The organism is Burkholderia ubonensis subsp. mesacidophila, assembly GCF_002097715.1.
Lineage (GTDB): Bacteria > Pseudomonadota > Gammaproteobacteria > Burkholderiales > Burkholderiaceae > Burkholderia > Burkholderia mesacidophila.
Genome location: NZ_CP020738.1, coordinates 819,858 through 840,265, shown reverse-complemented (window position 1 = coordinate 840,265; position 20,408 = coordinate 819,858). Strand labels below are relative to the sequence as shown.

Annotated in this window: 21 protein-coding genes; 10 read left to right on the top strand and 11 right to left on the bottom strand. The window is 67.1% G+C overall.

Annotated features, from left to right (window positions below):
* Positions 1–4 precede the first annotated feature (4 nt).
* From kdpB to kdpA, 3 genes are all read right to left on the bottom strand, one after another.
* The gene (kdpB, locus tag B7P44_RS21370; RefSeq protein WP_084909946.1) at positions 5–2,029 is read right to left on the bottom strand and encodes a potassium-transporting ATPase subunit KdpB; all 2,025 of its coding nucleotides are present in this window, start codon (positions 2,027–2,029) and stop codon (positions 5–7) included.
* Positions 2,030–2,111: 82 nt separating this feature from the next.
* Complete coding sequence (gene kdpC / locus B7P44_RS21365) at positions 2,112–2,810, bottom strand: potassium-transporting ATPase subunit KdpC (RefSeq protein WP_084908015.1); 699 nt, start codon at positions 2,808–2,810, stop codon at positions 2,112–2,114.
* Positions 2,811–2,820: 10 nt separating this feature from the next.
* The gene (gene kdpA / locus B7P44_RS21360; RefSeq protein ID WP_084908014.1) at positions 2,821–4,524 is read right to left on the bottom strand and encodes a potassium-transporting ATPase subunit KdpA; all 1,704 of its coding nucleotides are present in this window, start codon (positions 4,522–4,524) and stop codon (positions 2,821–2,823) included.
* Here kdpA and B7P44_RS38045 point away from each other — a divergent pair.
* Together B7P44_RS38045 and B7P44_RS21350 are read left to right on the top strand one after the other, a co-directional pair.
* Positions 4,523–4,921, top strand: coding sequence for a hypothetical protein (locus B7P44_RS38045; protein ID WP_231716806.1), 399 nt, complete (start codon positions 4,523–4,525; stop codon positions 4,919–4,921). The two genes, kdpA and B7P44_RS38045, sit on opposite strands and share 2 nt — an antisense overlap.
* A 193-nt stretch (positions 4,922–5,114) precedes the next feature.
* Positions 5,115–5,465 carry a hypothetical protein gene (locus B7P44_RS21350; RefSeq protein WP_231716805.1) on the top strand — a complete coding sequence of 117 codons (351 nt, stop codon included), beginning with the start codon at positions 5,115–5,117 and terminating at the stop codon, positions 5,463–5,465.
* Here the strand turns inward: B7P44_RS21350 and B7P44_RS36555 are convergent.
* Positions 5,462–5,605 carry a hypothetical protein gene (locus B7P44_RS36555; RefSeq protein WP_157721089.1) on the bottom strand — a complete coding sequence of 48 codons (144 nt, stop codon included), beginning with the start codon at positions 5,603–5,605 and terminating at the stop codon, positions 5,462–5,464. The two genes, B7P44_RS21350 and B7P44_RS36555, sit on opposite strands and share 4 nt — an antisense overlap.
* 44 nt (positions 5,606–5,649) lie before the next feature.
* On the opposite strand from B7P44_RS36555, the gene B7P44_RS21345 reads away from it, so the two are divergent.
* The gene (locus B7P44_RS21345; protein WP_084908013.1) at positions 5,650–6,774 is read left to right on the top strand and encodes a porin; all 1,125 of its coding nucleotides are present in this window, start codon (positions 5,650–5,652) and stop codon (positions 6,772–6,774) included.
* A 69-nt stretch (positions 6,775–6,843) separates the two neighbouring features.
* On the opposite strand, the gene B7P44_RS21340 is transcribed toward B7P44_RS21345, so the two are convergent.
* From B7P44_RS21340 to B7P44_RS21330, 3 genes are read right to left on the bottom strand one after another with little or no spacing between them, the layout of a single operon-like run.
* Entirely contained in the window at positions 6,844–7,935 is a 1,092-nt protein-coding gene (locus tag B7P44_RS21340; protein ID WP_088511572.1) for an extracellular solute-binding protein, read from the bottom strand.
* 28 nt (positions 7,936–7,963) lie between these two features.
* On the bottom strand, positions 7,964–8,878 hold the full coding sequence (gene aguB / locus B7P44_RS21335) for an N-carbamoylputrescine amidase (RefSeq protein ID WP_084908011.1): 915 nt from the start codon (positions 8,876–8,878) through the stop codon (positions 7,964–7,966).
* 31 nt (positions 8,879–8,909) lie between these two features.
* Positions 8,910–9,956, bottom strand: a complete 1,047-nt coding sequence (locus tag B7P44_RS21330) for an agmatine deiminase family protein (protein ID WP_084908010.1) — start codon at positions 9,954–9,956, stop codon at positions 8,910–8,912.
* Positions 9,957–10,058: 102 nt separating this feature from the next.
* Between B7P44_RS21330 and B7P44_RS21325 the strand changes: the two genes are divergently transcribed.
* Positions 10,059–10,958 carry a LysR family transcriptional regulator gene (locus B7P44_RS21325; protein WP_084908009.1) on the top strand — a complete coding sequence of 300 codons (900 nt, stop codon included), beginning with the start codon at positions 10,059–10,061 and terminating at the stop codon, positions 10,956–10,958.
* 302 nt (positions 10,959–11,260) lie between these two features.
* Positions 11,261–11,956 (top strand): histidine utilization transcriptional repressor HutC, encoded by a 696-nt coding sequence (hutC, locus tag B7P44_RS21320; protein WP_084908008.1) that lies wholly within the window; start codon positions 11,261–11,263, stop codon positions 11,954–11,956.
* Here the strand turns inward: hutC and B7P44_RS21315 are convergent.
* Positions 11,940–13,205: a glycosyltransferase gene (locus B7P44_RS21315; protein ID WP_084908007.1), complete on the bottom strand. Its 1,266-nt coding sequence runs from the start codon at positions 13,203–13,205 to the stop codon at positions 11,940–11,942. The two genes, hutC and B7P44_RS21315, sit on opposite strands and share 17 nt — an antisense overlap.
* A 96-nt stretch (positions 13,206–13,301) precedes the next feature.
* Between B7P44_RS21315 and B7P44_RS21310 the strand changes: the two genes are divergently transcribed.
* Together B7P44_RS21310 and B7P44_RS21305 are read left to right on the top strand one after the other, a co-directional pair.
* Complete coding sequence (locus B7P44_RS21310; protein ID WP_084908006.1) at positions 13,302–13,910, top strand: TetR/AcrR family transcriptional regulator; 609 nt, start codon at positions 13,302–13,304, stop codon at positions 13,908–13,910.
* 193 nt (positions 13,911–14,103) lie between these two features.
* The gene (locus tag B7P44_RS21305; RefSeq protein WP_084908005.1) at positions 14,104–14,451 is read left to right on the top strand and encodes a hypothetical protein; all 348 of its coding nucleotides are present in this window, start codon (positions 14,104–14,106) and stop codon (positions 14,449–14,451) included.
* 93 nt (positions 14,452–14,544) lie between these two features.
* Here the strand turns inward: B7P44_RS21305 and B7P44_RS21300 are convergent, their stop codons facing one another.
* The 3 genes from B7P44_RS21300 to B7P44_RS21290 all read right to left on the bottom strand — a co-directional run bounded on the left by B7P44_RS21300 (position 14,545) and on the right by B7P44_RS21290 (position 17,327).
* On the bottom strand, positions 14,545–15,444 hold the full coding sequence (locus B7P44_RS21300; RefSeq protein ID WP_133117869.1) for a hypothetical protein: 900 nt from the start codon (positions 15,442–15,444) through the stop codon (positions 14,545–14,547).
* Between the two features lie 29 nt (positions 15,445–15,473).
* Complete coding sequence (locus B7P44_RS21295; protein ID WP_084908003.1) at positions 15,474–16,274, bottom strand: alpha/beta fold hydrolase; 801 nt, start codon at positions 16,272–16,274, stop codon at positions 15,474–15,476.
* Between the two features lie 135 nt (positions 16,275–16,409).
* Positions 16,410–17,327 carry a LysR family transcriptional regulator gene (locus tag B7P44_RS21290; protein ID WP_084908002.1) on the bottom strand — a complete coding sequence of 306 codons (918 nt, stop codon included), beginning with the start codon at positions 17,325–17,327 and terminating at the stop codon, positions 16,410–16,412.
* 202 nt (positions 17,328–17,529) lie between these two features.
* On the opposite strand from B7P44_RS21290, the gene catA reads away from it, so the two are divergent.
* The 3 genes from catA to benB all read left to right on the top strand — a co-directional run bounded on the left by catA (position 17,530) and on the right by benB (position 20,401).
* Positions 17,530–18,450: a catechol 1,2-dioxygenase gene (catA, locus tag B7P44_RS21285; RefSeq protein WP_084909944.1), complete on the top strand. Its 921-nt coding sequence runs from the start codon at positions 17,530–17,532 to the stop codon at positions 18,448–18,450.
* Between the two features lie 95 nt (positions 18,451–18,545).
* Positions 18,546–19,913 carry a benzoate 1,2-dioxygenase large subunit gene (gene benA / locus B7P44_RS21280; protein ID WP_084908001.1) on the top strand — a complete coding sequence of 456 codons (1,368 nt, stop codon included), beginning with the start codon at positions 18,546–18,548 and terminating at the stop codon, positions 19,911–19,913.
* Positions 19,910–20,401: a benzoate 1,2-dioxygenase small subunit gene (gene benB, locus B7P44_RS21275; RefSeq protein WP_084908000.1), complete on the top strand. Its 492-nt coding sequence runs from the start codon at positions 19,910–19,912 to the stop codon at positions 20,399–20,401. Before benA ends, benB begins: the two co-directional genes overlap by 4 nt.
* Positions 20,402–20,408: the final 7 nt, after the last annotated feature.

Below are 20,408 nucleotides of genomic sequence, written 5' to 3'. Positions count from 1 at the left end.
CCGCTCAGACGAACGGCGTCAGCAGCATGTCGATCAGCTTGATGCCGATGAACGGCGCGACCACGCCGCCCACCCCGTAGATCATCAGGTTGCGCCACAGCAGCCGTTCCGCCGGCTCGGCCCGGTACTTCACGCCCTTCAGCGCGAGCGGAATCAGCGCGACGATGATCAGCGCATTGAAGATCACCGCCGACAGGATCGCCGACGTCGGGCTGTGCAGCCGCATCACGTTCAGCGCGCCGAGCGCCGGATAGGTGGCCACGAACGCCGCCGGGATGATCGCGAAGTACTTCGCGAGATCGTTGGCCACGCTGAACGTCGTCAGCGCGCCGCGCGTCATGATCATCTGCTTGCCGACCTCGACCACCTGCATCAGCTTCGTCGGGCTGCTGTCCAGGTCGACCATGTTGGCCGCTTCCTTGGCCGCCTGCGTGCCGCTGTGCATCGCCACCGCCACGTCGGCCTGGGCCAGCGCCGGCGCGTCGTTGGTGCCGTCGCCCGTCATCGCGACCAGGTGGCCCTTCGCCTGGTGCTCGCGAATGAGGCGCAGCTTGTCTTCCGGCGTCGCTTCCGCGAGGAAGTCGTCGACGCCCGCCTCCGCCGCGATCGCCGCCGCCGTCAGCCGGTTGTCGCCGGTGATCATCACGGTCTTCACGCCGACCTTGCGCAGCTCGGCGAAGCGCGCCTTGATGCCGTGCTTGACGATGTCCTTCAGCTCGATCGTACCCAGCACCCGGCTGCCGTCGGCGACCACGAGCGGCGTGCCGCCGCGGCGCGCGATGTCGCTGACGGACGCTTCGACCTCGCCCGGAAACACGCCGCCGAGCGCGTCGACGTGCGCGCGAATCGCGGACGCCGCGCCCTTGCGCACCTGGCGATCGCCGATGTCGAGCCCGCTCATCCGGGTGCGTGCGCTGAACGGCACCGTGATACTGCCGTCGACCCCGCGCACATGCAAGCCGAAGCGCTGCTTCGCGAGCGCGACGATCGAGCGCCCTTCCGGCGTCTCGTCCGCGAGCGACGACAACTGCGCGGCTTCCGCGAGCGTGCGCTCGTCCACGCCGGACGCCGGGCGGAACTGCACCGCCTCGCGGTTGCCGAGCGTGATCGTGCCGGTCTTGTCGAGCAGCAGCACGTCGACGTCGCCCGCCGCCTCGATCGCGCGGCCCGACGTGGCGAGCACGTTCGCGCGCATCATGCGGCTCATCCCCGCGATGCCGATCGCCGACAGCAGCGCGCCGATCGTCGTCGGAATCAGGCAGACCAGCAGCGCGATCAGCACGGTCAGGCTCACGGCCGAGCCCGACGCATTGAGCAGCACGCTGAACTGCGAGAACGGCAGCAGCGTCACGCACACGAGCAGGAAGATGATCGTCAGCGCGACCAGCAGGATCGACAGCGCGATCTCGTTCGGCGTCTTGCCGCGCTTCGCGCCCTCGACCATCGCGATCATGCGGTCGAGGAACGCCTCGCCCGGATTCGCGGTGATCTTCACGACGATCCAGTCGGACAGCACGCGCGTGCCGCCCGTCACCGACGAGAAATCGCCGCCCGATTCGCGGATCACCGGCGCCGATTCGCCGGTGATCGCCGATTCGTCGACCGACGCGACGCCGTCGATCACTTCGCCGTCGGCCGGAATCGTGTCGCCGGCCTCGACGAGCACGATGCTGCCCGCGGCCAGTTCGTCACTCGGCACGCGATGGGTCGTGCTGCCGTAGCGCTTCGGCTCGTCGAGCACCTTCGCATAGACGCGCTTGCGCGCCGCGCGCAGCGCCTCGGCCTGCGCCTTGCCGCGCCCTTCGGCCAGCGCCTCGGCCGCGTTCGCGAACAGCACCGTGAACCACAGCCAGCACGCGACGCCGAAGATGAAGCCGGCCGGCGCGTCGCCGGAACCCGTCAGCGCCTGCAGCCACAGCACCGTCGTGACGATGCTGCCCAGGTAGACGACGAACATCACCGGGTTCTTCCACTGCACCTGCGGCGCGAGCTTCCTGAACGCCTCGCGCAGCACCGCGGTCCAGCGCATCGGCGCGATGCCGCCGATCGGGGCGGCCGCCTGATTGATCGAGGTTTCGATATGGGACATGAATGGACTCCTTTGCCTTCCCTTAGCGCGCGCCGGCCGCTTTGCCGAGCGCGCGGTCGAGCGCCATGTTCAGCTCGAGCACGCGGACGCGCGGCTCGCCGAGCACCGCGAGCTGGCGCGGCGCGGCGACCCGGTCGACGAGCGCCGTCACCTGGTCGGGCGCGACGCCGCGCGCTTGCGCGACCCGCGCCGCCTGCAGCCGCGCATTCGCGATCGAGATTTCCGGATCGAGCCCGGACGCGGACGCCGTCACCGCATCGACCGGCACCGGCGCGTCGTGCGCGAGCCCGTTCTCCTGCCGGTATGCCCGCACGCGCGCCGCGATGTCGGCGAGCAGCTTCTTGCTGGCCGCGCCCTGGTTGCTCGCGCCGCTGCCGGCCGCGTTGTACGGCTGGTCGACGGTCTTCGCCGGATCGGCGGGGTCCGTGCCGACCGTCGCGCTCGGGCGCGGATGGAAATACTCGGGGCGCGTGAACGGCTGCCCGATCACCGCCGATCCGACCGTCGCGCCATCGCGCACGACCAGGCTGCCGCGCGCCTGCGACGGGAACAGCACGTTCGCGACGCCGGTCGTGACCAGCGGGTACGCGAGGCCCGTCACGAGCATGAACAGCACCGACGATGCGATCACGGGCCTGACGAGGCCGCCGGCGGCGGCCATGAACGACGACCCGGATGCCGGCGCGGCGGCCGGCGCCGCGTGGCGATTGCTTTGAGACATGATGATTTCCTCAGAACAGTTGGCCGCTCGTCATCAGCAGATGCTCGACGATCGGGCCCAGCGCGAGCGCCGGCAGGAACGTGAGGCCGCCGACGACGAGGATCACGAAGATCAGCAGGCCGGCGAACAGGCCCGTCGACGTGGACAGCGTGCCGGCGCTTTCCGGAATGCTTTTCTTCGCGGCGAGGCAGCCGGCGACGGCCAGCATCGGCAGCAGCGTCAGATAGCGGCCGATCAGCATCGCGAAGCCGATCGTCGTGTTGAAGAACGGCGTGTTCGCGTTCAGGCCCGCGAACGCGGAGCCGTTGTTGGCGGTGCCCGACGTGTACGCGTACAGCACCTCGCTGAAGCCGTGCGGCCCGAGGTTGGCGAGACTGTCCATCGTCGAGTGCATCATCGCGGCGACGGCCGTGAAGCCGAGGATGCTGAACGGATGCGCGAGCACCGCGAGCATCACGAGCTTCATTTCGCGGGCCTCGATCTTCTTGCCGAGAAACTCCGGCGTGCGCCCGATCATCATGCCGACGAGGAACACCGTCAGGATCGCGAACGTGAACAGGTTGATCAGCCCGACGCCGTCGCCGCCGAACACGTTGTTCAGCATCATCTGCGCGATCGGCACGAGGCCGCCGAGCGGCGTCAGCGAGTCGTGCATCGCATCGACCGAGCCCGTCGTCGCGGCCGTCGTGACGGTCGCGAACAGGCTCGTCTGCGCGATGCCGAAGCGCATCTCCTTGCCTTCCATGTTGCCGCCCGGCTGGTCGGCGCTCATGACCTGATCGACGCCCAGCCCCGTGAGCAGCGGATTGCCGTGCTGCTCGGCCTGGTAGATCACCGCCAGGAAGCCGACGAACATCACGACGAACGCGCCGAGGATCACCCAGCCCTGGCGGCGCCGGCCGATCATGCTGCCGAGCGCATAGGTCAGCGCCGACGGAATCAGCAGCATGCTCAGCATGTGCAGCGTGTTGGTGAGCGGCGTCGGGTTCTCGAACGGATGCGCGGCGTTCATGCTGAAGAAGCCGCCGCCGTTGGTGCCGATGTGCTTGATCGACTCGAGGCTCGCGACCGGGCCCGTCACGATCTGCTGGCGCGCCCCTTCGAGCGTGGTCGCCCACGCGTCCGACGCCAGCGTCTGCGGCATGCCTTGCCACACGTACACCAGCGCCATCACGAAGCACAGCGGCAGCAGCACGCGATAGGTCACGCGCGTGAAGTCCACCCAGTAGTTGCCGATGTCCGCCGCGTTCTTGCGGCTCAGGCCGCGGATGAAGCCGCCCGCGGCGGCGACGCCGGTCGCCGCGCTGACCGTCATCAGGAACGTGATGACCGCCATCTGCGAGAAGTTCGACAGGCTGCTTTCGCCGGCATAGGCCTGCCAGTTGGTGTTCGTGATGAACGACGCGGCCGTGTTGAACGCGAGATCGGGGCTCTGCGACGCGCGCTGCAGCGAATCGAACGGCAGCAGGTCCTGCACGCGCAGCAGCAGATACCCGAGCAGCATCATGCCCGCGTTGCTGAGCAGCAGCACCATCCCGTAACGCTTCCACGACATCGTCTCGGCCGGGTCGACGCCCAGCAGCGCGTAAGTGCGCCGCTCGGCCCACGCATGGCGCGGGCTGGTGAACGCGTGCGTCAGCCATTTCCCGACGACGGGCACCAGTGCCAGCATGATCGCCAGGACGATCACAAATTGAATGAGGTTATTGAACATGTCGACGCTCGCTCAAATCCTGTCCAGGCCGTTGATGAAACCGGCCGTCAACACGAAGAACACGAGCGTGAACAGCAAGAAAAGCAGATCGCTCATAAGGTTCACCGATATTTTTCCAATTTCCGTTGCAATGCTCGAATCAATACCGTTCCGGCTTGATCAACGCATGAAACAGATAGATGAAGAGCGCGACCGAAATGCCCCCCGAAATCCACAACATCGCTTTCCCCTTTTGTTTTGCTTGCGCGGAAAACCCGCGGCACCGTCAACGTCGCCGGCCCGCACCGCTGCGGCGGCGCTTCAGGCCGGACGACGGCCACCCCATGCTCGGCGGGAGAATGGGATGCGACAGTGTAGGAATCCGCGCATCAAAGCGGTGTTCAATTTCCTTTCGTGAAGTAAAAAACCTGTAAAAACGCGAAGCGTGCATTTCATGGGTGACATCGGGCGATGCGCGCCGCTTTTATGTGATTTTTTCAAGCGCGCCGTCAGTCTATACACCGTATCTCCATCGCCATTCCTAGAATGGGCGCCATGTTCCAGACGGGATCTCCGTAACGCGGGCTGTGATGCGGCGCGGGGATGAATGCATGAAATCGCCCAGATCCGAAGCCATCTCGATCACGCTTGCGCACCTTCTCCCTTCGCGGCCGGCCGCATCCGGCCAGCGCATCGCGCCGCGGCCGCGCAGGCGCATCTCGGACTACCCGGTGCTGCTGTCGATCCGGGTCGAGACCGGGAACCTGGCCGCGGCGCGCCGCACGCTGCACGACGCGCTCGGCCCCGCGCTGAGCATCTACACGGCGGAGATCAATCGCCAGACCGGCCGCGCGTGCCTGCAGGTCGAGCTTGCGAGGTCGCTCGTGTCGCAGGTCATGTCGTCGGTCATCCGGCTGCTGCCCGAGGCCGAGCTGGGCGAGATCCGCCCGTCGCGGCGTTAGCCGGCGCGCGGAACGCCGGCGTCGCGCGCGCCGCGCATCACGCGCGGCACTTTTTTTACCGGTTCAGACGCGCGCCATCGGCGCGATGCGGAGCGGCCCGGATTCGACCGGACCGCGCCGACGCCGATCGCGCGCGTCATTCGTAGCACGCCCGTTGATACGGGTCTTTCCAGGAAGTCCAACAATGAAAAAAGAAGTCGTCGGCGCCCTCTCGGTCGCCGTGCTCAGCGTCACCGCACACGCACAAAGCAGCGTCACCCTCTACGGGATGCTGGATGCCGGCATCGCGTACGTGAACAACCAGTCGGGCAAGAGCGTCTGGCAGCAAGGCAGCGGACTGCTGTCGAACACGGTGTTCGGCCTGAACGGCGCGGAAGATCTCGGTGGCGGCCTGCACGCGATCTTCCGCCTCGAGAGCGGATTCAACCTGAACAACGGCACGCAGTCCTACAAGGATTCGATGTTCGGCCGCCGCGCGTACGTCGGCCTGCAGGACGACCGTTACGGCACGCTGACCCTCGGCCGGCAATACGACGCCGTCGTCGACTATCTCGGCCCGCTCGCGATGTCGAACAACGGCGACGGCAACAACCTTGCCGCGCACCCGTTCGACAACGACAACGTCGACGATTCGTTCTACATCAACAATGCGGTCAAGTACACGAGCCCGACGATCGCCGGGTTTCAGTTCGCCGGCCTGTACGGCTTCAGCAACCAGCCCGGCTTTGCGAACAACCGCGCGTACAGCGCCGGCCTGTCGTATGCGAACGGTCCGGTCAACTTCGGCGCCGCGTACCTGCAGCTCAATCGCGGCGGCCTGACCACGGGCGGCGCACTGTCGACCAACGACAACGCGAACTTTCCGTCGGCCCGCCAGCGCGTGATGGGCGCGGGCGGCAGCTACGCGTTCGACCGGCTGACGGTCGGCGCGCTGTGGACGCATTCGATGTTCGACCGGACGGCCGCCTCGTCGCTGCCGGGCGCGCTGAACGCGCTGCGCTTCGACAACTACGAAGTCAACGCCCGTTATGCGCTGAATTCCGCAGTGTCGTTCGCCGGCGCCTATACGTTTACCGACGGCCGCTTCGACGACGCCGCCGGCAGCCATCGCCCGAAATGGCATCAGGTATCGCTGATGGCCGACTACGCGCTGAGCAAGCGCACCGACGTGTACGCGGAAACGGTGTACCAGCACCAGTCCGGCGTTGCATCGGGCACGACGCTCGGAGTCGCGAGCATCAACGGGCTGGGCGCGTCGTCGACGAACACGCAGGTCGCGGCGACCGTCGGCATGCGGCACCGGTTCTGACGGCTTACACCACGTTCGGGCGGGCGGACGGGAAGCCGCCCGCCTCGCCCTTCGACAACGCCGCGCCGCTCAATGCAGGTCGGCCTTGAACCGCGTCCACAGCCGCCCTTGCAGACGGCTGAGCGCCGGCGCCTCCGCCAGCGGCGTAAACAGCGTCTTGCGCGTCGCCTCGTCCGGATAGATCGTCGGGTTCGCGACCAGCTTCGGATCCATGTCCTTCAGCGCATCCCGGTTCGCGTTCGCATAGCGTTTCGCGTTGGAAATCTTCGCAACGACATCGGGCCGGAGAATGTAGTCGATGAACCGGTGCGCATTGTCCGGATGCCGGGCAGACTTCGGAATCGCCATGCTGTCGAACCACATCAGCGTGCCGATGCTCGGAATGTCGTAGACGATGTCGCGCTTGCCGTTCAGCTCCTTCGCCTTGTCCGCGGCGAGACTCACCGCGCCGGAATAGCCGACCAGCACGCACAGCTCGCCGTCGATCAGTTCGTGCGCATCGGACGAATTGAAGAACACGCCGATCGACGGCCGCACCTTCATCAGCATCGTCTCCGCCGCCGTATAGTCAGCGGCCGATGCATGCACAGGATCGCGCCCGATGTAGCGCAGCGCGAGCGGCAGCACCATGCTCGCCGCATCCGGCAAGCCGATCCTGCACTTCGCGGCAATGCGCGACGCGATCGCCGGGTCGAACACGAGATCCAGGCTGTTCTTCGGCAGATCCTTGCCGAGGATCGCCACGATCTTCGCGCGATCGTAGCCGACGCCCACGGTGCCCCACATGTACGGCACCCCGTAGCGGTTGCCGGGGTCCGACTGCGCGGCGAGCTTCAGCACCGCGGGATCGAGATGCACGAGGTTCGGCAGCCGGCGCTTGTCCAGCTCGCGATACGCACCGGCCTGGATCTGCCGCGCCATGAAATCGTTCGTCGGCCACACGAGGTCATACCCGCTGTCGCCCGTCATCAGCTTCGCCTGCAGCGTCTCGTCGCTGTCGTAGGTGTCGTAGCGCACCTTGATGCCCGTTTCCTTCTCGAACGTGCTCAGCGTGTCCGGCGCGAAGTAGTCGCTCCAGTTGTACAGGTTGAGCACCTTCTCTTCCGCCGCCGACGCGTGCTGCACGATCAGGCACACGCCGGCCGCGAGCGCGGCCAGCATGCGAATCGTGATCTTCATGTCGTTATCCTCATCGGCAGCACGACGCGACGCCGTCGCTCGTCAGCAGGGCCCGGTACATCTCCGGGCGACGATCGCGGAAGCATCCCCACGACTGCCGCTCATCGCGAATCGCGTCGAGATCGAACGTGTGCAGCAGGATGGTTTCGTCCGTGCGGTTCGCTTCCGCCACTTTCGCGCCGGTGGGGTCGGCGATGAAGCTGGAGCCGTAGAACTCGCTGGTGAGCCCCGGTTGCAGGTCGTTGCCGTTGCCTGCGCCGGTTTCGCGGCCGATCCGGTTGGCCGCCACGAGCGGCACCAGGTTCGCCGCCGCATGCCCCTGCATCGTGCGCTGCCAGTGGCCGGCCGAATCGAAATCGCGGCTGAACGGCTCGGAGCCGATGATGGTCGGGAAGCACAGCAGCTCCGCGCCCATCAGCGCCAGGCTGCGCGCGGTTTCCGGATACCACTGGTCCCAGCAGATGCCGATGCCGATCCTGCCGAAGCGCGTGTCCCACACCCGGAAGCCGGTGTCGCCCGGCGTGAAGTAAAACTTCTCCGTATAGCCCGGGCCGTCGGGGATGTGCGTCTTCCGGTACACGCCCAGCACGCGGCCGTCGGCATCGGCCACCGCGATCGAGTTGTACGCGGCGTTGCCCGCACGCTCGAAGAAGCCGATCGGCAGCACGACGCCGAGCTCGCCCGCCAGCTTCGCGAAATGCGCGATCCGCGCATTGCCGGCGAACGGTTCCGCGAGCCGCAGATGGCGCACGTTCTGGTCGATGCAGAAATACGGCATCATGAAAAGCTCCGGGCACACGACGACCTGCGCACCTTGCCGCGCCGCATCGCGAATGAGCCGCTCGGCGGTGGCCATGTTGTCTTCGAAGGTCCAGCTTCCGGACGCCATTTGCACCGCGGCGACGGTGATCGATCGGGATGTCATCGGTTCGTTCTCCTGTGGGATGCGTCGTGGCTCATGCGCGTGCGGGCGCGACGGCCGGCTGCTGCTGCGTCGAGCAATGAACGCTGCCGCCGCCCATCGACCACGCGGTGATCGGCAGCAGCTCGACGCGCCGCCCGGGGAACGCCTGCTCGAACACCGCCCGCGCGGCGGCATCCTGCTCGACGCCGAACGCCGTCGAGATTACCGCGCCGTTGACGAGGATGTAGTTCGCGTAGCAATCGCAATAGCGCTCGGAGCCGTAGCGGTCGGTCACGATCGGCGACGGCAGGTCGAGCAGCTCGAAACGGCGTCCGGCCGCGTCGCTCGCAAGTTCCAGCGCGCGGCGGTTTTCCCGCATCACGCGGTAGTAGTCGCCCTGCCCGGGGCTCGCCGTCTGGCACAGCATCTTCCCGGGCGCGATGAACGACGCGATGCCGTCGACGTGCCCGTTGGTCTCCACTTCGTCGGGATTGCCCGGCAGCCAGACGATCTTCGCCACGCCGAGCATGCGGCGCAGTTCCGCCTCGATCTCGGCGCGGCTCAGGTGCGGATTGCGGTTCGGGTGCAGCAGGCAGCTTTCGGTCGTCACGAGCGTCCCCTGCCCGTCCACGTAGAACGCGCCGCCTTCCAGCACCATGTGCGAATTGAAGATCCGCGCACCTGCCGCGCGCGCGATGTCCTGGCCCAGTTGCTGGCAGCCGTCGTAGGGCTGGTACTTCTCGCCCCAGCAGTTGAAGCGGAACACCGCGGCCCCAAGCTGGCCGCGTTCGCCTTGCAGGAAGATCGGCCCGCAATCGCGCAGCCAGTTGTCCTCGGCGGCGACGGGAAACACCTCGACGCTGCTGCCGACCCGCTCGCGCGCCGCATCGGCGAGGTCCGCGTGCGCGGCCACGATGCAGCGCTGATAACGCGCGATGGTCTGCGCGACCAGCGCGAACTCCCGGCACACCTGCTCGTAGAAATCGCCCCACAGCGCCTCGCGGTCCCGCAGCACGGGCCAGCCGAGCCAGGTGGCGTCCATGCGCTCCCATTCGGCCGGCATGCGGTAACCGGATTGACGGGCGTCGAAACGGCTCATCGGTCTGTCTCCTCGTGGATGGATGACCCCATTGTGCTAGCATCGAAACCTGATGAAAATTGATCTTTCCTGTATCAATCAATCTATTTCTTTCATATCTCCATGCAACGCATCCCGTCGTTGAAGCTGCTGATCGGTTTCGAGGCAGCCGCGCGCCTCGGCAATTTCTCGCGCGCGGCCGACGAGCTGCACCTGTCGCAGTCGGCGATCAGCCATCAGATCCAGCAGCTCGAGGAACAGTTGGGGCAACCGCTGTTTCGCCGGGTCGGCCGCGGCGTGGAACTGACGGTCGGCGGCGACGTGCTGCTGCGCACCGTGCAGCGCTCGCTCGACACGCTGCGCAGCGGGCTCGGGCGCATCGGCACCTACCTGACGCCCGGCCTCGTCGTGATCGTCTGCCCCGCGCCGCTGCTGCACGGCTGGCTGCAGCCGCGTCTCGCGCGGATGCGGCAGGACATTCCCGAGCTGTGCCCGCTGCTGTCGACCGACGAAACTGCGCGCTACGTCGACGAGATCGACGTCGACATCACGATCGGGCAGCGCCCGCTCATGCAGCCCGGGCTGCTCGAAATACCGTTCCTGCAGGACGAGCGCGTGACCGTGTGCGCGCCCGAGCTGGCGGCGCGGCTCGACGCGCTGCCGCTCGATCGGCATCCCCTGCATGCGGGGCTCGTCTGTCTCGAGGAAGACATCGTCCGCGAAGCGTCGGCGGCGATCCTGCGCGAGCAGCTCGCCACGTTCGAGGTGAAGACGATCCATGACGACCAGCGCCTCGCGCTCGACGCCGCGCTGCGCGGGCACGGCATCGCGTGCCTGCCGAGCCTGCTCGTCGAGGACAGCGTCAAGCAGGGATCCTTGAAGGTCCTGGCCGGCTATCCGCGCCTGCCCGGCGCGTCGTGGTGGATTTCGCGGGTAGCCGGGACGCCGCGCTCGCAGACGGTGGCCGACGTGTTCGGCTGGCTGTGCCGGCAGGGCAATCGCGACGGTCAGGACGGCGCATAGGACGCGATCCCGAAATCATGGCTTGCGCGTTCCCGGGTTCACGGGTCCGGCGCAGGGTGCCATCGGCCATGAATGACGTAAATTTCCACGTATTGCGCCAATCGATCAGGTTTTTTCATATCCCGGCAGGGGCACGTCAGCCGCCGCCTGCGCGATCCCCCGCATGGACGCGCGCCGCATTAACGGGGATCATTCACGGTGAATCGGGCGGACGGCGCCGCAAACCCGGTACACTCCGCCCGGGCTCGCGCACCGGCCCGGCATGCGGGGCCTGCGGCCGCCGCCTCTTGAACAGCGATGCAATGACCACACCGATCTATCAGGAAATCAAGGATTTCATCCTGGCGCGGATCCACGCCGGCGAATGGGCGGAGGGCGACCAGGTGCCGTCGGAGAACGAACTCGCGCGCGAATTCAACGTCGCGCGGATGACCGTCAACCGCGCGCTGCGCGAGCTGACCGCCGAGCAGGTGCTGACGCGCACGCGCGGCTCCGGCACCTTCGTCGCGACGCCGAAATACGAGTCGACGCTCGTCGCGATCCGCAGCATCTCGGACGAGGTCGCCGCGCGCGGCCATGGCTATCGCGCGCAGGTGCTGCTGGTCGGCGCGACGGTCGCCGATGCGAAGCTCGGCGACGAAATGCAGCTCGACGCCGGCAAGCCGATCTTCCATTCGCGCGTGCTGCACTTCGAGAACGACACGCCCGTGCAGCTCGAGGAGCGCTGGGTCAATCCGGCCTGCGCGCCCGACTACGCGCTGCAGGACTTCACGACGACCACGCCGAACCAGTACCTGACGCGCGTCGCGCCGCTGCAGCGCGTCGAATACCGGATCGAGGCCGCGATGCCCGATGCGGAAACGCGCCGCCTGCTGACGATGGACGAGCGCGAGCCGTGCCTGATGCTGCATCGGCGCACATGGTCGCAAGGCGTCGTCGCGTCGACGGTCAATCTGTGGCATCCGGGCAGCCGGTATCGCTTCACCGGGCATTTCTGACGCGGGCCCAAGCCCGCCCGCTCGCGCCCCATCGCTCGATCCCGGCCACTGCCTGCCGCAATCCGTGCTCTTGCGCCATGCGCCGGCCCAGTTCGGCGGCGCGCGCCTTCGTGTCGTCACGCTGCGCAAACGCGATGCCTTGCGCAAGCTCGGCGGCCTGCAGCCGCTTGCCCGCCACCGGCGCGCCGGCCACGCCGAGCCGCTGAAGCCGGTTCGCCCAGAAGAACTGGTCGCCCGCGAACGGCACCACCACCGACGGCACGCCCGCGCACGCCGCCGAGTGCGTGGTGCCCGATCCGCCGTGATGAATCACCATCGACGTGCGCGGAAACAGCCAGCGATGCGGCGTGTCGCCGACGACGAACACGTGCTTCGGCAGCGCGGACGCGTCGATCCCGCTCCACCCCGGATAGAACAGCGCGCGGTGGCCGTCGAGCGCGGTCACCAGTGCCTCCGTCAGCGCCGCGCGATCGAAGCCCGCCATGCTGCCGAAGCCGACGTAGACCGGCGGCTCGCCCGCGGCGAGAAACGCGTCGAGCGACGGCGGCGGCGTCCACGCCGGATCGTCGACGCTCCATTGCCCGCACGCGCACGCGTTATCCGGCCAGTCGGCGGGGCCGGACAGCAGCGCCGGCGACACGCCGTACAGCATCGGATGCCCGCTCCAGACGCGCTTGCGCGGCGGCAACCCGCAGACGCTCGCGCGCGCCGCGTTGGTCGCGCGCCGGAACGCCTGCCACAGCAGCGCATTCACGAGCCGGTGGCTCGCGCGGTTGAGCCAGCGCGGCAGCTTGTCCGGCGGCAGGAACGGCGACGGGAAGCCGGCGGTGGGCGTGATCGGAATGAGCCCTGCGCCGATCGCGGGAACGCCGCGATACTCGGCGACCGACAGGCCGACGAACGCCGCGAGCCCCGACACGACGATCGCGTCGCAGCCCGCCGACGCGTCGGCGACTTCGCGCATCCACGCGGCGGTGTTCGCATTCGCGATCGACGCGAGCGCCTTCGACGTGTCGTTGAAGCCGCCGCGACCGTTCACCGCATCGGACAACGCCTCGCCCGGCGCGAGCGCGCGGCGGATGTCGCCCGACAGCGCGGCCGACGGCACGCCGAGCGCAGCGGCCGAGCCGAGCGTCGCGGCGTCGGCGAGCAGCCGCACCTCGTGGCCGGCGTCGAGCAGCGCACGGCCGAGCGCCGCGAGCGGGCGCGTATCGCCCTCGGTGCCGTAGGTGACGATGACGAGCTTCATGCGTGAACCCCTTGTCCGCGACGCGCCGGAATGGCGCCTTAAAAGTGTACGTCGTATACTAATGCAATCCGTTCACTTTCCGTAAAGACCTTCGCCATGACCTCCATCGCCGATGATCCGGGCCGCCGCGCGCGCAAGCGCATCCAGATGCTCGCGCATCTCGCCGCGACCGCCGCGCGCCTGTTCGACGCGCACGGCTACGAAGCGGTCACGATGGAGCAGATCGCGACGGAGGCCGACGTCGCGAAGCGCACGCTGTACAACCACTTTCCGACGAAGGAAGCGGTGCTCGCGCACTGGCTCGAAGGCGAACTGGAACGCGACCTCGCGCATCTGCAACGCGACGTCGCGCGACGCAAGACCTTCGCATCGCGCATCGCGTGCGTGCTCGATGCGTCTGCGGCATGGTGCGAGCAGCATCCGGTCTATCTGCTCGCGTACCTGCGGCATCGCTTCCTGAGCATCGGCGTAGCGGAAGCGGAAAGCGGCAGCGACATCGTGCTCGTGTGGACACAGCTGATCGTCGCCGGCCAGCAGGCCGGCGAACTGAACGGCACGCTCTGCGCCGATCAGCTCGCGACGTGGTTCCATCACCTGTATCTCGCGGCGATGCTGCGCTGGCTGAACGTGCCGGGGCTGTCGCTGAAGCGCGAGTTCCAGGCGGTCGCCCGGCTGTTCATCGAAGGCGCGGAAGCAAAAGCGTAAGCGGCGCGGCAACACTGCCGATGTACGGCAACCGTAAGCCAGCGTAGCCGTTGCGATACACCCCATGCCAAATTTTCCGCGCAGCAGTATGCTGATGACGTACGGCTGCGCACAGTGCACCGGGCCCACCCTTCAGGCGCACGTTGCCGCGCCGCCGTCGCGATCGCAAACCTGTTTGCAAGGAGGATTCGTGATGGCCGCCACGCATCATTTCCACCTCGAACTACGGCACGCCAGCGTGCCGACCTACTTCGTCAGCTACCTGTTTCCCGCCCTGCTGTTCGTCTACGAACTGTTGCGCGTCGGCCAGTGGATCCGCGATCACGGGATGCACTTCGCCGGTTTCAAGGAGATGGGCTACGAATACCTGCTGATGCTGCTGTTCGTCGGACTGCAGATCGTCATCGAAGCGCTGTACCTGCTCGGCGCGGCGATGCGCAAGGACCGCGATTTCGAGCATCGGCTGCCGAACGTGATCCTCGGCATCGGCTGTTCGATCGCGCTGCTCGCGATCGATCTCGCGATTCAGCTCGCGTTCTGATCGCCCGCTGCCCGCCGCAGGAACGGGCGCACAAGCGCCCTGGCGGTGCGGCACGCGCCCGCATTCCTGCAACGCTCCGGCCACGGGCAGGACCTAACGGGCCGGGCGCGAAATCACCAGGATCGACAACGCCGCATCCGGATCGTCGATCATGCCGGTTGCGGGAAGCGCCGCACCGTCGCGCGCGGTAAGGCCACATACCAGCGATATCAGCGGTTGTCCGCCCATCCAGTCGGGGCTCGGCTGCGACAGGCTCACTTTCACAGGCGTTCGGTTCATGAAGGAAACGGGTACGACGTATCGCTGAACCAGAATCTGGCCGGCACCCGCCTCCATTGCGCGCAGCCGTTGCGTCACGCGCGCGACGTCGCCGCAGTGCTGCTCGACCAGACGGGCAAAGCGCGCACTCGTCACCTCTTCCAGACTGAACTGCGGCAGCGCCTGATAGCGGATCGTCAATGCGCCCGTCGAATCGGGCGGTGTCGGAATGACCCAGGAGTACGACACAAATCCTTCCCAATCGCGGCCATCGTCCAGCTTCATGCCCAGTTGCGGCTTGATGCGGGCAAGCTTCGCGGGATCGCTCGCTTCACTCGGCAGCGTATCCAGGCCCGCCGCCCTGACATCACCGGTCATATCCTTGCCGAGAAAAAACGCGCGCCGCTCGGTGACGAGCGGAACCGCCTTTCCGTCGAAGGCCACCGTCAGATCGGCAAAACGCTTGTCGTCATGCTCCTCACCGGCGCCGAGGCGATGAAACAAAGGCGTGTACGCGTAATAGCCGCTCGTCGCCCAGGCATGCGTTTCATTGCGCAAGCGCGCCGAAACGGTGACCGTTTTCCTGTCCAGCGACACATCGATATCGGATGGCCGGACGTTGCGCTGCATCGCGCCGATCGTCAGCGGCACCGCATCCTCGAACTCGAATGCAGATGCGCCAGTCGCCGCCATCATCGCAACCGCCCCAATGAGCAATCGTTTCGCGTGCTTCATTCTTTGCAATGTCGTTGTATTTTTTCTGCTCACACGCCATGTCGCGTCAGAAAATCCTTCACCGCGTCGAGCACGTCGGCCGTGCGCTCGCGGTGCGGCACGTGTCCGCATTCCTTCAGCATCATGACGGACGACGGGCCGGCCGCGCGCGACGCGATGCGGTTCGGGTGCACGGACGAGCCGTATTCGTCCTGCGAACCGTGGATCGCCAGCGTCGGGCAGCGCACGTGCGGCAGCACGTCGTCGAGGCTCCAGTCGCGGAACGACTCCGACAGCCACGTATCGATCCACGCGCGCAGCACCCATTCGGCCTTGTCGCCGTGATAGCGCGCGAGGCGGTCGAGCTGGCCGGGCTCGGCGAACTGGCGTTCAGACGCTCGAATGCCCGCCAGCGTGCGTTCCTCGACGAACGCCTGCGCCGCGATGGTCACGAGCGCGCGGCATCGGTCGGGATAGGCCGCCGCGCACCCCACCGCCATCCCGCCGCCGACGCTGTGGCCGAACGCGACGAACGACGCGACGCCGAGCTGCTCGCGCAGCGCGCGAAATGCGTGGTCCGCCTCGTCGCGCACGAACGTCGCGGTCAAACGCGCCGGATGCGGATCGGACCGCCCGAAGCCGAGCCGGTCGTATGCGATCACGTCGCGCCGCGTCGCCTGCGCGAGCTGCTCCGGAAAGTCCCGCCACAGCCCGACGCTGCCGAGCGAATCGTGCAGCAGCACGATCGGGCACGCGGCCGCATCGGCCGCCGGCGCGCCGCGCCAGCGTTTCGCGAAGAGACGCCCTTGCGGCGTCTCGATCCAGGTCTCCTCGTGTGCGGTATGCGTCATGTCGATTGTCGTTTGCGTGAAAGCGGCCGGACCCGCCCGGCCGCGCCGGATGCCGGCCATGTTGGCGCGGCGATGCGCATCGCGTCAAGCGTGCGCGCCGGCCAGGGTCTGTTCACGCTCATGCGTGAACAGACCCTACTCCTGCTGCGGCGGCAGGTACGCGATCTTCGCCTCGTCGTACAGCCGGTAGATCAGCGCCTGCATCGCGCGGATGTCCTCCGATTCGTCGAGCATCCGCATGCTCATGATGATCGGCGACACGAGGTTCGGATCGTCGAGCGGCTTGTAGCTGACGTCGTCGCGTTTCAGCCCGTACACGCTGTGCGGCACGACCGACACGCCCTCGCCCATCGCAACGAGGCCGAGCGCGATCTGCAGCTCGCGCGTCTCGTAGATGCGCCGCGGCTTCAGCGCGCGGTCGTGGAACGCGGCCAGCACCTGGTCCGCGTAGCTCGGCCGGGGCGCCTTCGGGAAGATGATCAGCGTGTCGTTGACGAGGTCGTGCAGCGACAGCACCTCCTTCGCGCTTTCGAGTGGATGGCCGAGCGGCAGCGCGACGATCATCCGCTCCTCGCGCAGCACGACGCGCCGCACGCTCGGGTCTTCGTGACGGATCCGGCCGAACCCGACATCGATCCGCCCCTCCTTCAGCGCCTTGATCTGGTCCATCGTCGACATCTCGTGCAGGCTCAGCTCGACGGCCGGGTATTCGTCGCGATAGCGCCGGATGATCTTCGGCAGCATCCCGTACAGCGTCGAGCCGACGAAGCCGATCGACAGGCTGCGCTCGATCTTGCCGACGCGCTTGGTCATCGATTCCAGCTCGGCCGTCTGCGCGAGCAGCTGCACCGCGTGCGAATAAAAGAAGCGCCCGGCATCGGTCAGCTTCAGCGGCCGCGCGTTGCGCTCGAACAGCGGCACGCCGAGCATCTCCTCGAGCTGCTGGATCTGGCGGCTCAGCGGCGGCTGCGCGATGTGCAGCCGCTCCGCCGCCCGCGTGAAATTCCGTTCCTCGGCCACCGCGACGAAGTAACGAAGGTGCCGCAACTCCATTTCAATACCTCTTGGATATGAAACTGATACTAAATCAGTGTTGGACGACGCATTTCGCGCGCAACTATCCTTCAACTGCCTGCTCGGAACCCCACAACTATACCCCCAGGGCATCAACGCTCCAATCGGTCCGGGTCGGCGAAAGTCAGAGGAAATGCGCGCATCCCGCCGGATCGCGGCCCATCAGAGCCAGGAGAAGACCATGACCCACAGTGACATCGAAGCCCTCGTCGAAGGGTTCATCGTCGGCGCCGCGCGCGGCGAAGCCGATCCCCGCATCCGGCAGGTCGTGGTCCGCCTGACCGCCGACCTGTTCAAGGCGATCGAGGACCTCGACCTGACGCCGTCCGAGGTGTGGAAAGGCATCGAATACCTGTCCGAAGCCGGCGCGACGCAGGAGCTCGGCCTGCTCGCCGCGGGCCTCGGCCTCGAGCGCTTCCTCGACATCCGCATGGACGAGGCCGACGCGCGGGCCGGCCTGACGGGCGGCACGCCGCGCACGATCGAAGGCCCGCTGTACGTGGCCGGCGCGCCGGCGAGCATCGGCTTCGCGCGCCTCGACGACGGCGCGAACGAAGCGGACGGCGACGTGCTGTTCATGCAGGGCACCGTGTACGGCGAGCACGGCGCGCCGCTCGCGGGCGCGAAGGTCGAGGTCTGGCACGCGAACCTGCTGGGCAACTACTCGTTCTTCGACAGGACGCAAAGCGCGTTCAACCTGCGCCGCACGATCGTCACCGACGCGCAGGGCCGCTACCGCTTCCGCAGCATCGTGCCGGTCGGCTACGGCTGCCCGCCCGACGGCGCCACGCAGCGCCTGCTCGACCGGCTCGGCCGCCACGGCCGCCGCCCCGCGCACATCCACTTCTTCGTGTCCGCGCCCGGCCATCGCAAGCTGACCACGCAGATCAACATCGACGGCGATGCGTACCTGTGGGACGACTTCGCGTTCGCGAGCCGCGACGGCCTCGTGCCGACCATCGAGCGCGTGAGCGCGCCGGCCGAACTCGCGCGCCACGACGTCGACCGGCCGTTCGCGTCGATCGATTTCGATTTCCGGCTGCACGGCGAGCACGCCGCCGCGCCGGACGCCGAAGTGACGCGCGTGCGCGCCGCCGCCTGACCCGCTTCGATGGCGCGCGCCGGGAACGCGCGCGCCGAGCCTGACCGCTTTGCATGGGACCGCAGCCCGTGCCGCGGCCAATATGGAGACACCCGATGATCCCGATCTACCCGAAACGCGCACCCGCCGTGCGCACGCTCGACGACTTCCTCATCGAGGACAAGGCGCGCGGCGACTATCGCCTGCATCGCAGCGCCTTCACCGACGAAGCGCTGTTCGAGCTGGAAATGAAGCACATCTTCGAAGGCAACTGGATCTACCTCGCGCACGAGAGCCAGATTCCGAACGTCAACGATTACTACACGACCCACATCGGCCGCCAGCCGGTCTTCATCGCGCGCAACCGCCAGGGTGAGCTGAACGCGTTCGTCAACGCCTGCACGCACCGCGGCGCGATGCTGTGCCGCCACAAGCGCGGCAACAAGGCGACCTATACGTGCCCGTTCCACGGCTGGACCTTCAACAACAGCGGCAAGCTGCTGAAAGTGAAGGACCCGGAAGACGCCGGCTATCCGGAGTGCTTCAACAAGGAAGGCTCGCACGATCTGAAAAAGGTCGCGCGCTTCGAAAGCTATCGCGGCTTCCTGTTCGGCAGCCTGAACCCCGACGTGCCGCCGTTGCAGGACCACCTCGGCGAAGCCGCGCGGATCATCGACATGATCGTCGACCAGTCCGCCGACGGGCTCGAAGTGCTGCGCGGCGCGTCGACCTATACGTATGAAGGCAACTGGAAGCTGACCGCCGAGAACGGGGCGGACGGCTACCACGTGTCGGCCGTGCACTGGAACTACGCGGCGACGACGAACCATCGCAAAGAGCAGAACGCGCGCGAGGACACGATCCGCGCGATGGACGCCGGCAGCTGGGGCCGTCAGGGCGGCGGCTTCTACGCGTTCGAACGCGGCCACATGCTGCTGTGGACGCGCTGGTCGAACCCGGAGGACCGCCCGAACTTCAACCGCCGCGACGAATTCGCCGCGCGCTGCGGCAGCGAGCGCGCCGACTGGATGATCCAGCACTCGCGGAACCTGTGCCTGTACCCGAACGTGTACCTGATGGACCAGTTCGGCTCGCAGATCCGCGTGCTGCGCCCGCTGTCGGTGAACCGCACCGAAGTGACGATCTACTGCATCGCGCCGAAGGGCGAGGACGCCGACGCGCGCGCGCGCCGCATTCGCCAGTACGAAGACTTCTTCAACGTCAGCGGGATGGCGACGCCCGACGATCTCGAGGAATTCCGCGCGTGCCAGCAAGGCTACGCGGGCAGCGCGGTCGCGTGGAACGACATGTGCCGCGGCTCGACGCACTGGATCGACGGCCCGGACGACGCCGCGCGCAAGATCGGCCTGACCCCGGTGATGAGCGGCGTGAAGACGGAAGACGAAGGGCTCTACACGGTGCAGCACCGCTACTGGGCCGACACGATGAGACTCGCCCTCGAAGCCGAAAGGAGCCACGTATGAACCCGATTTCGATCGCCGACGTCCAGGCGTTCCTGTACCGCGAAAGCCGCCTGCTCGACGACGAGCAATGGGACGACTGGCTCGCCTGCTACCACCCGGACGCGCAGTTCTGGATGCCGTCGTGGGACGACGACGACGCGCTCGTCACCGACCCGCAGCGCGAGATCTCGCTGATCTATTACCCGAGCCGGCAAGGCCTCGAGGATCGCGTGTTCCGCATCAAGACCGAGCGCTCGAGCGCGACGATGCCCGACACGCGCACAAGCCACAACATCGCGAACGTCGAGCTGGAAAAGCACGAAGACGGCGTCTGCACGGTGCGCTTCAACTGGCACACGCTGAGCTTTCGCTACAAGACCGTGTCGACCTATTTCGGCATGTCGCGCTACGTGATCGATTTCAGCGGCGCCGCGCCGCGGATCCTGAACAAGTACGTCGTGCTGAAGAACGACTACATCAACCAGGTGATCGACATCTATCACATCTGATGAGGAA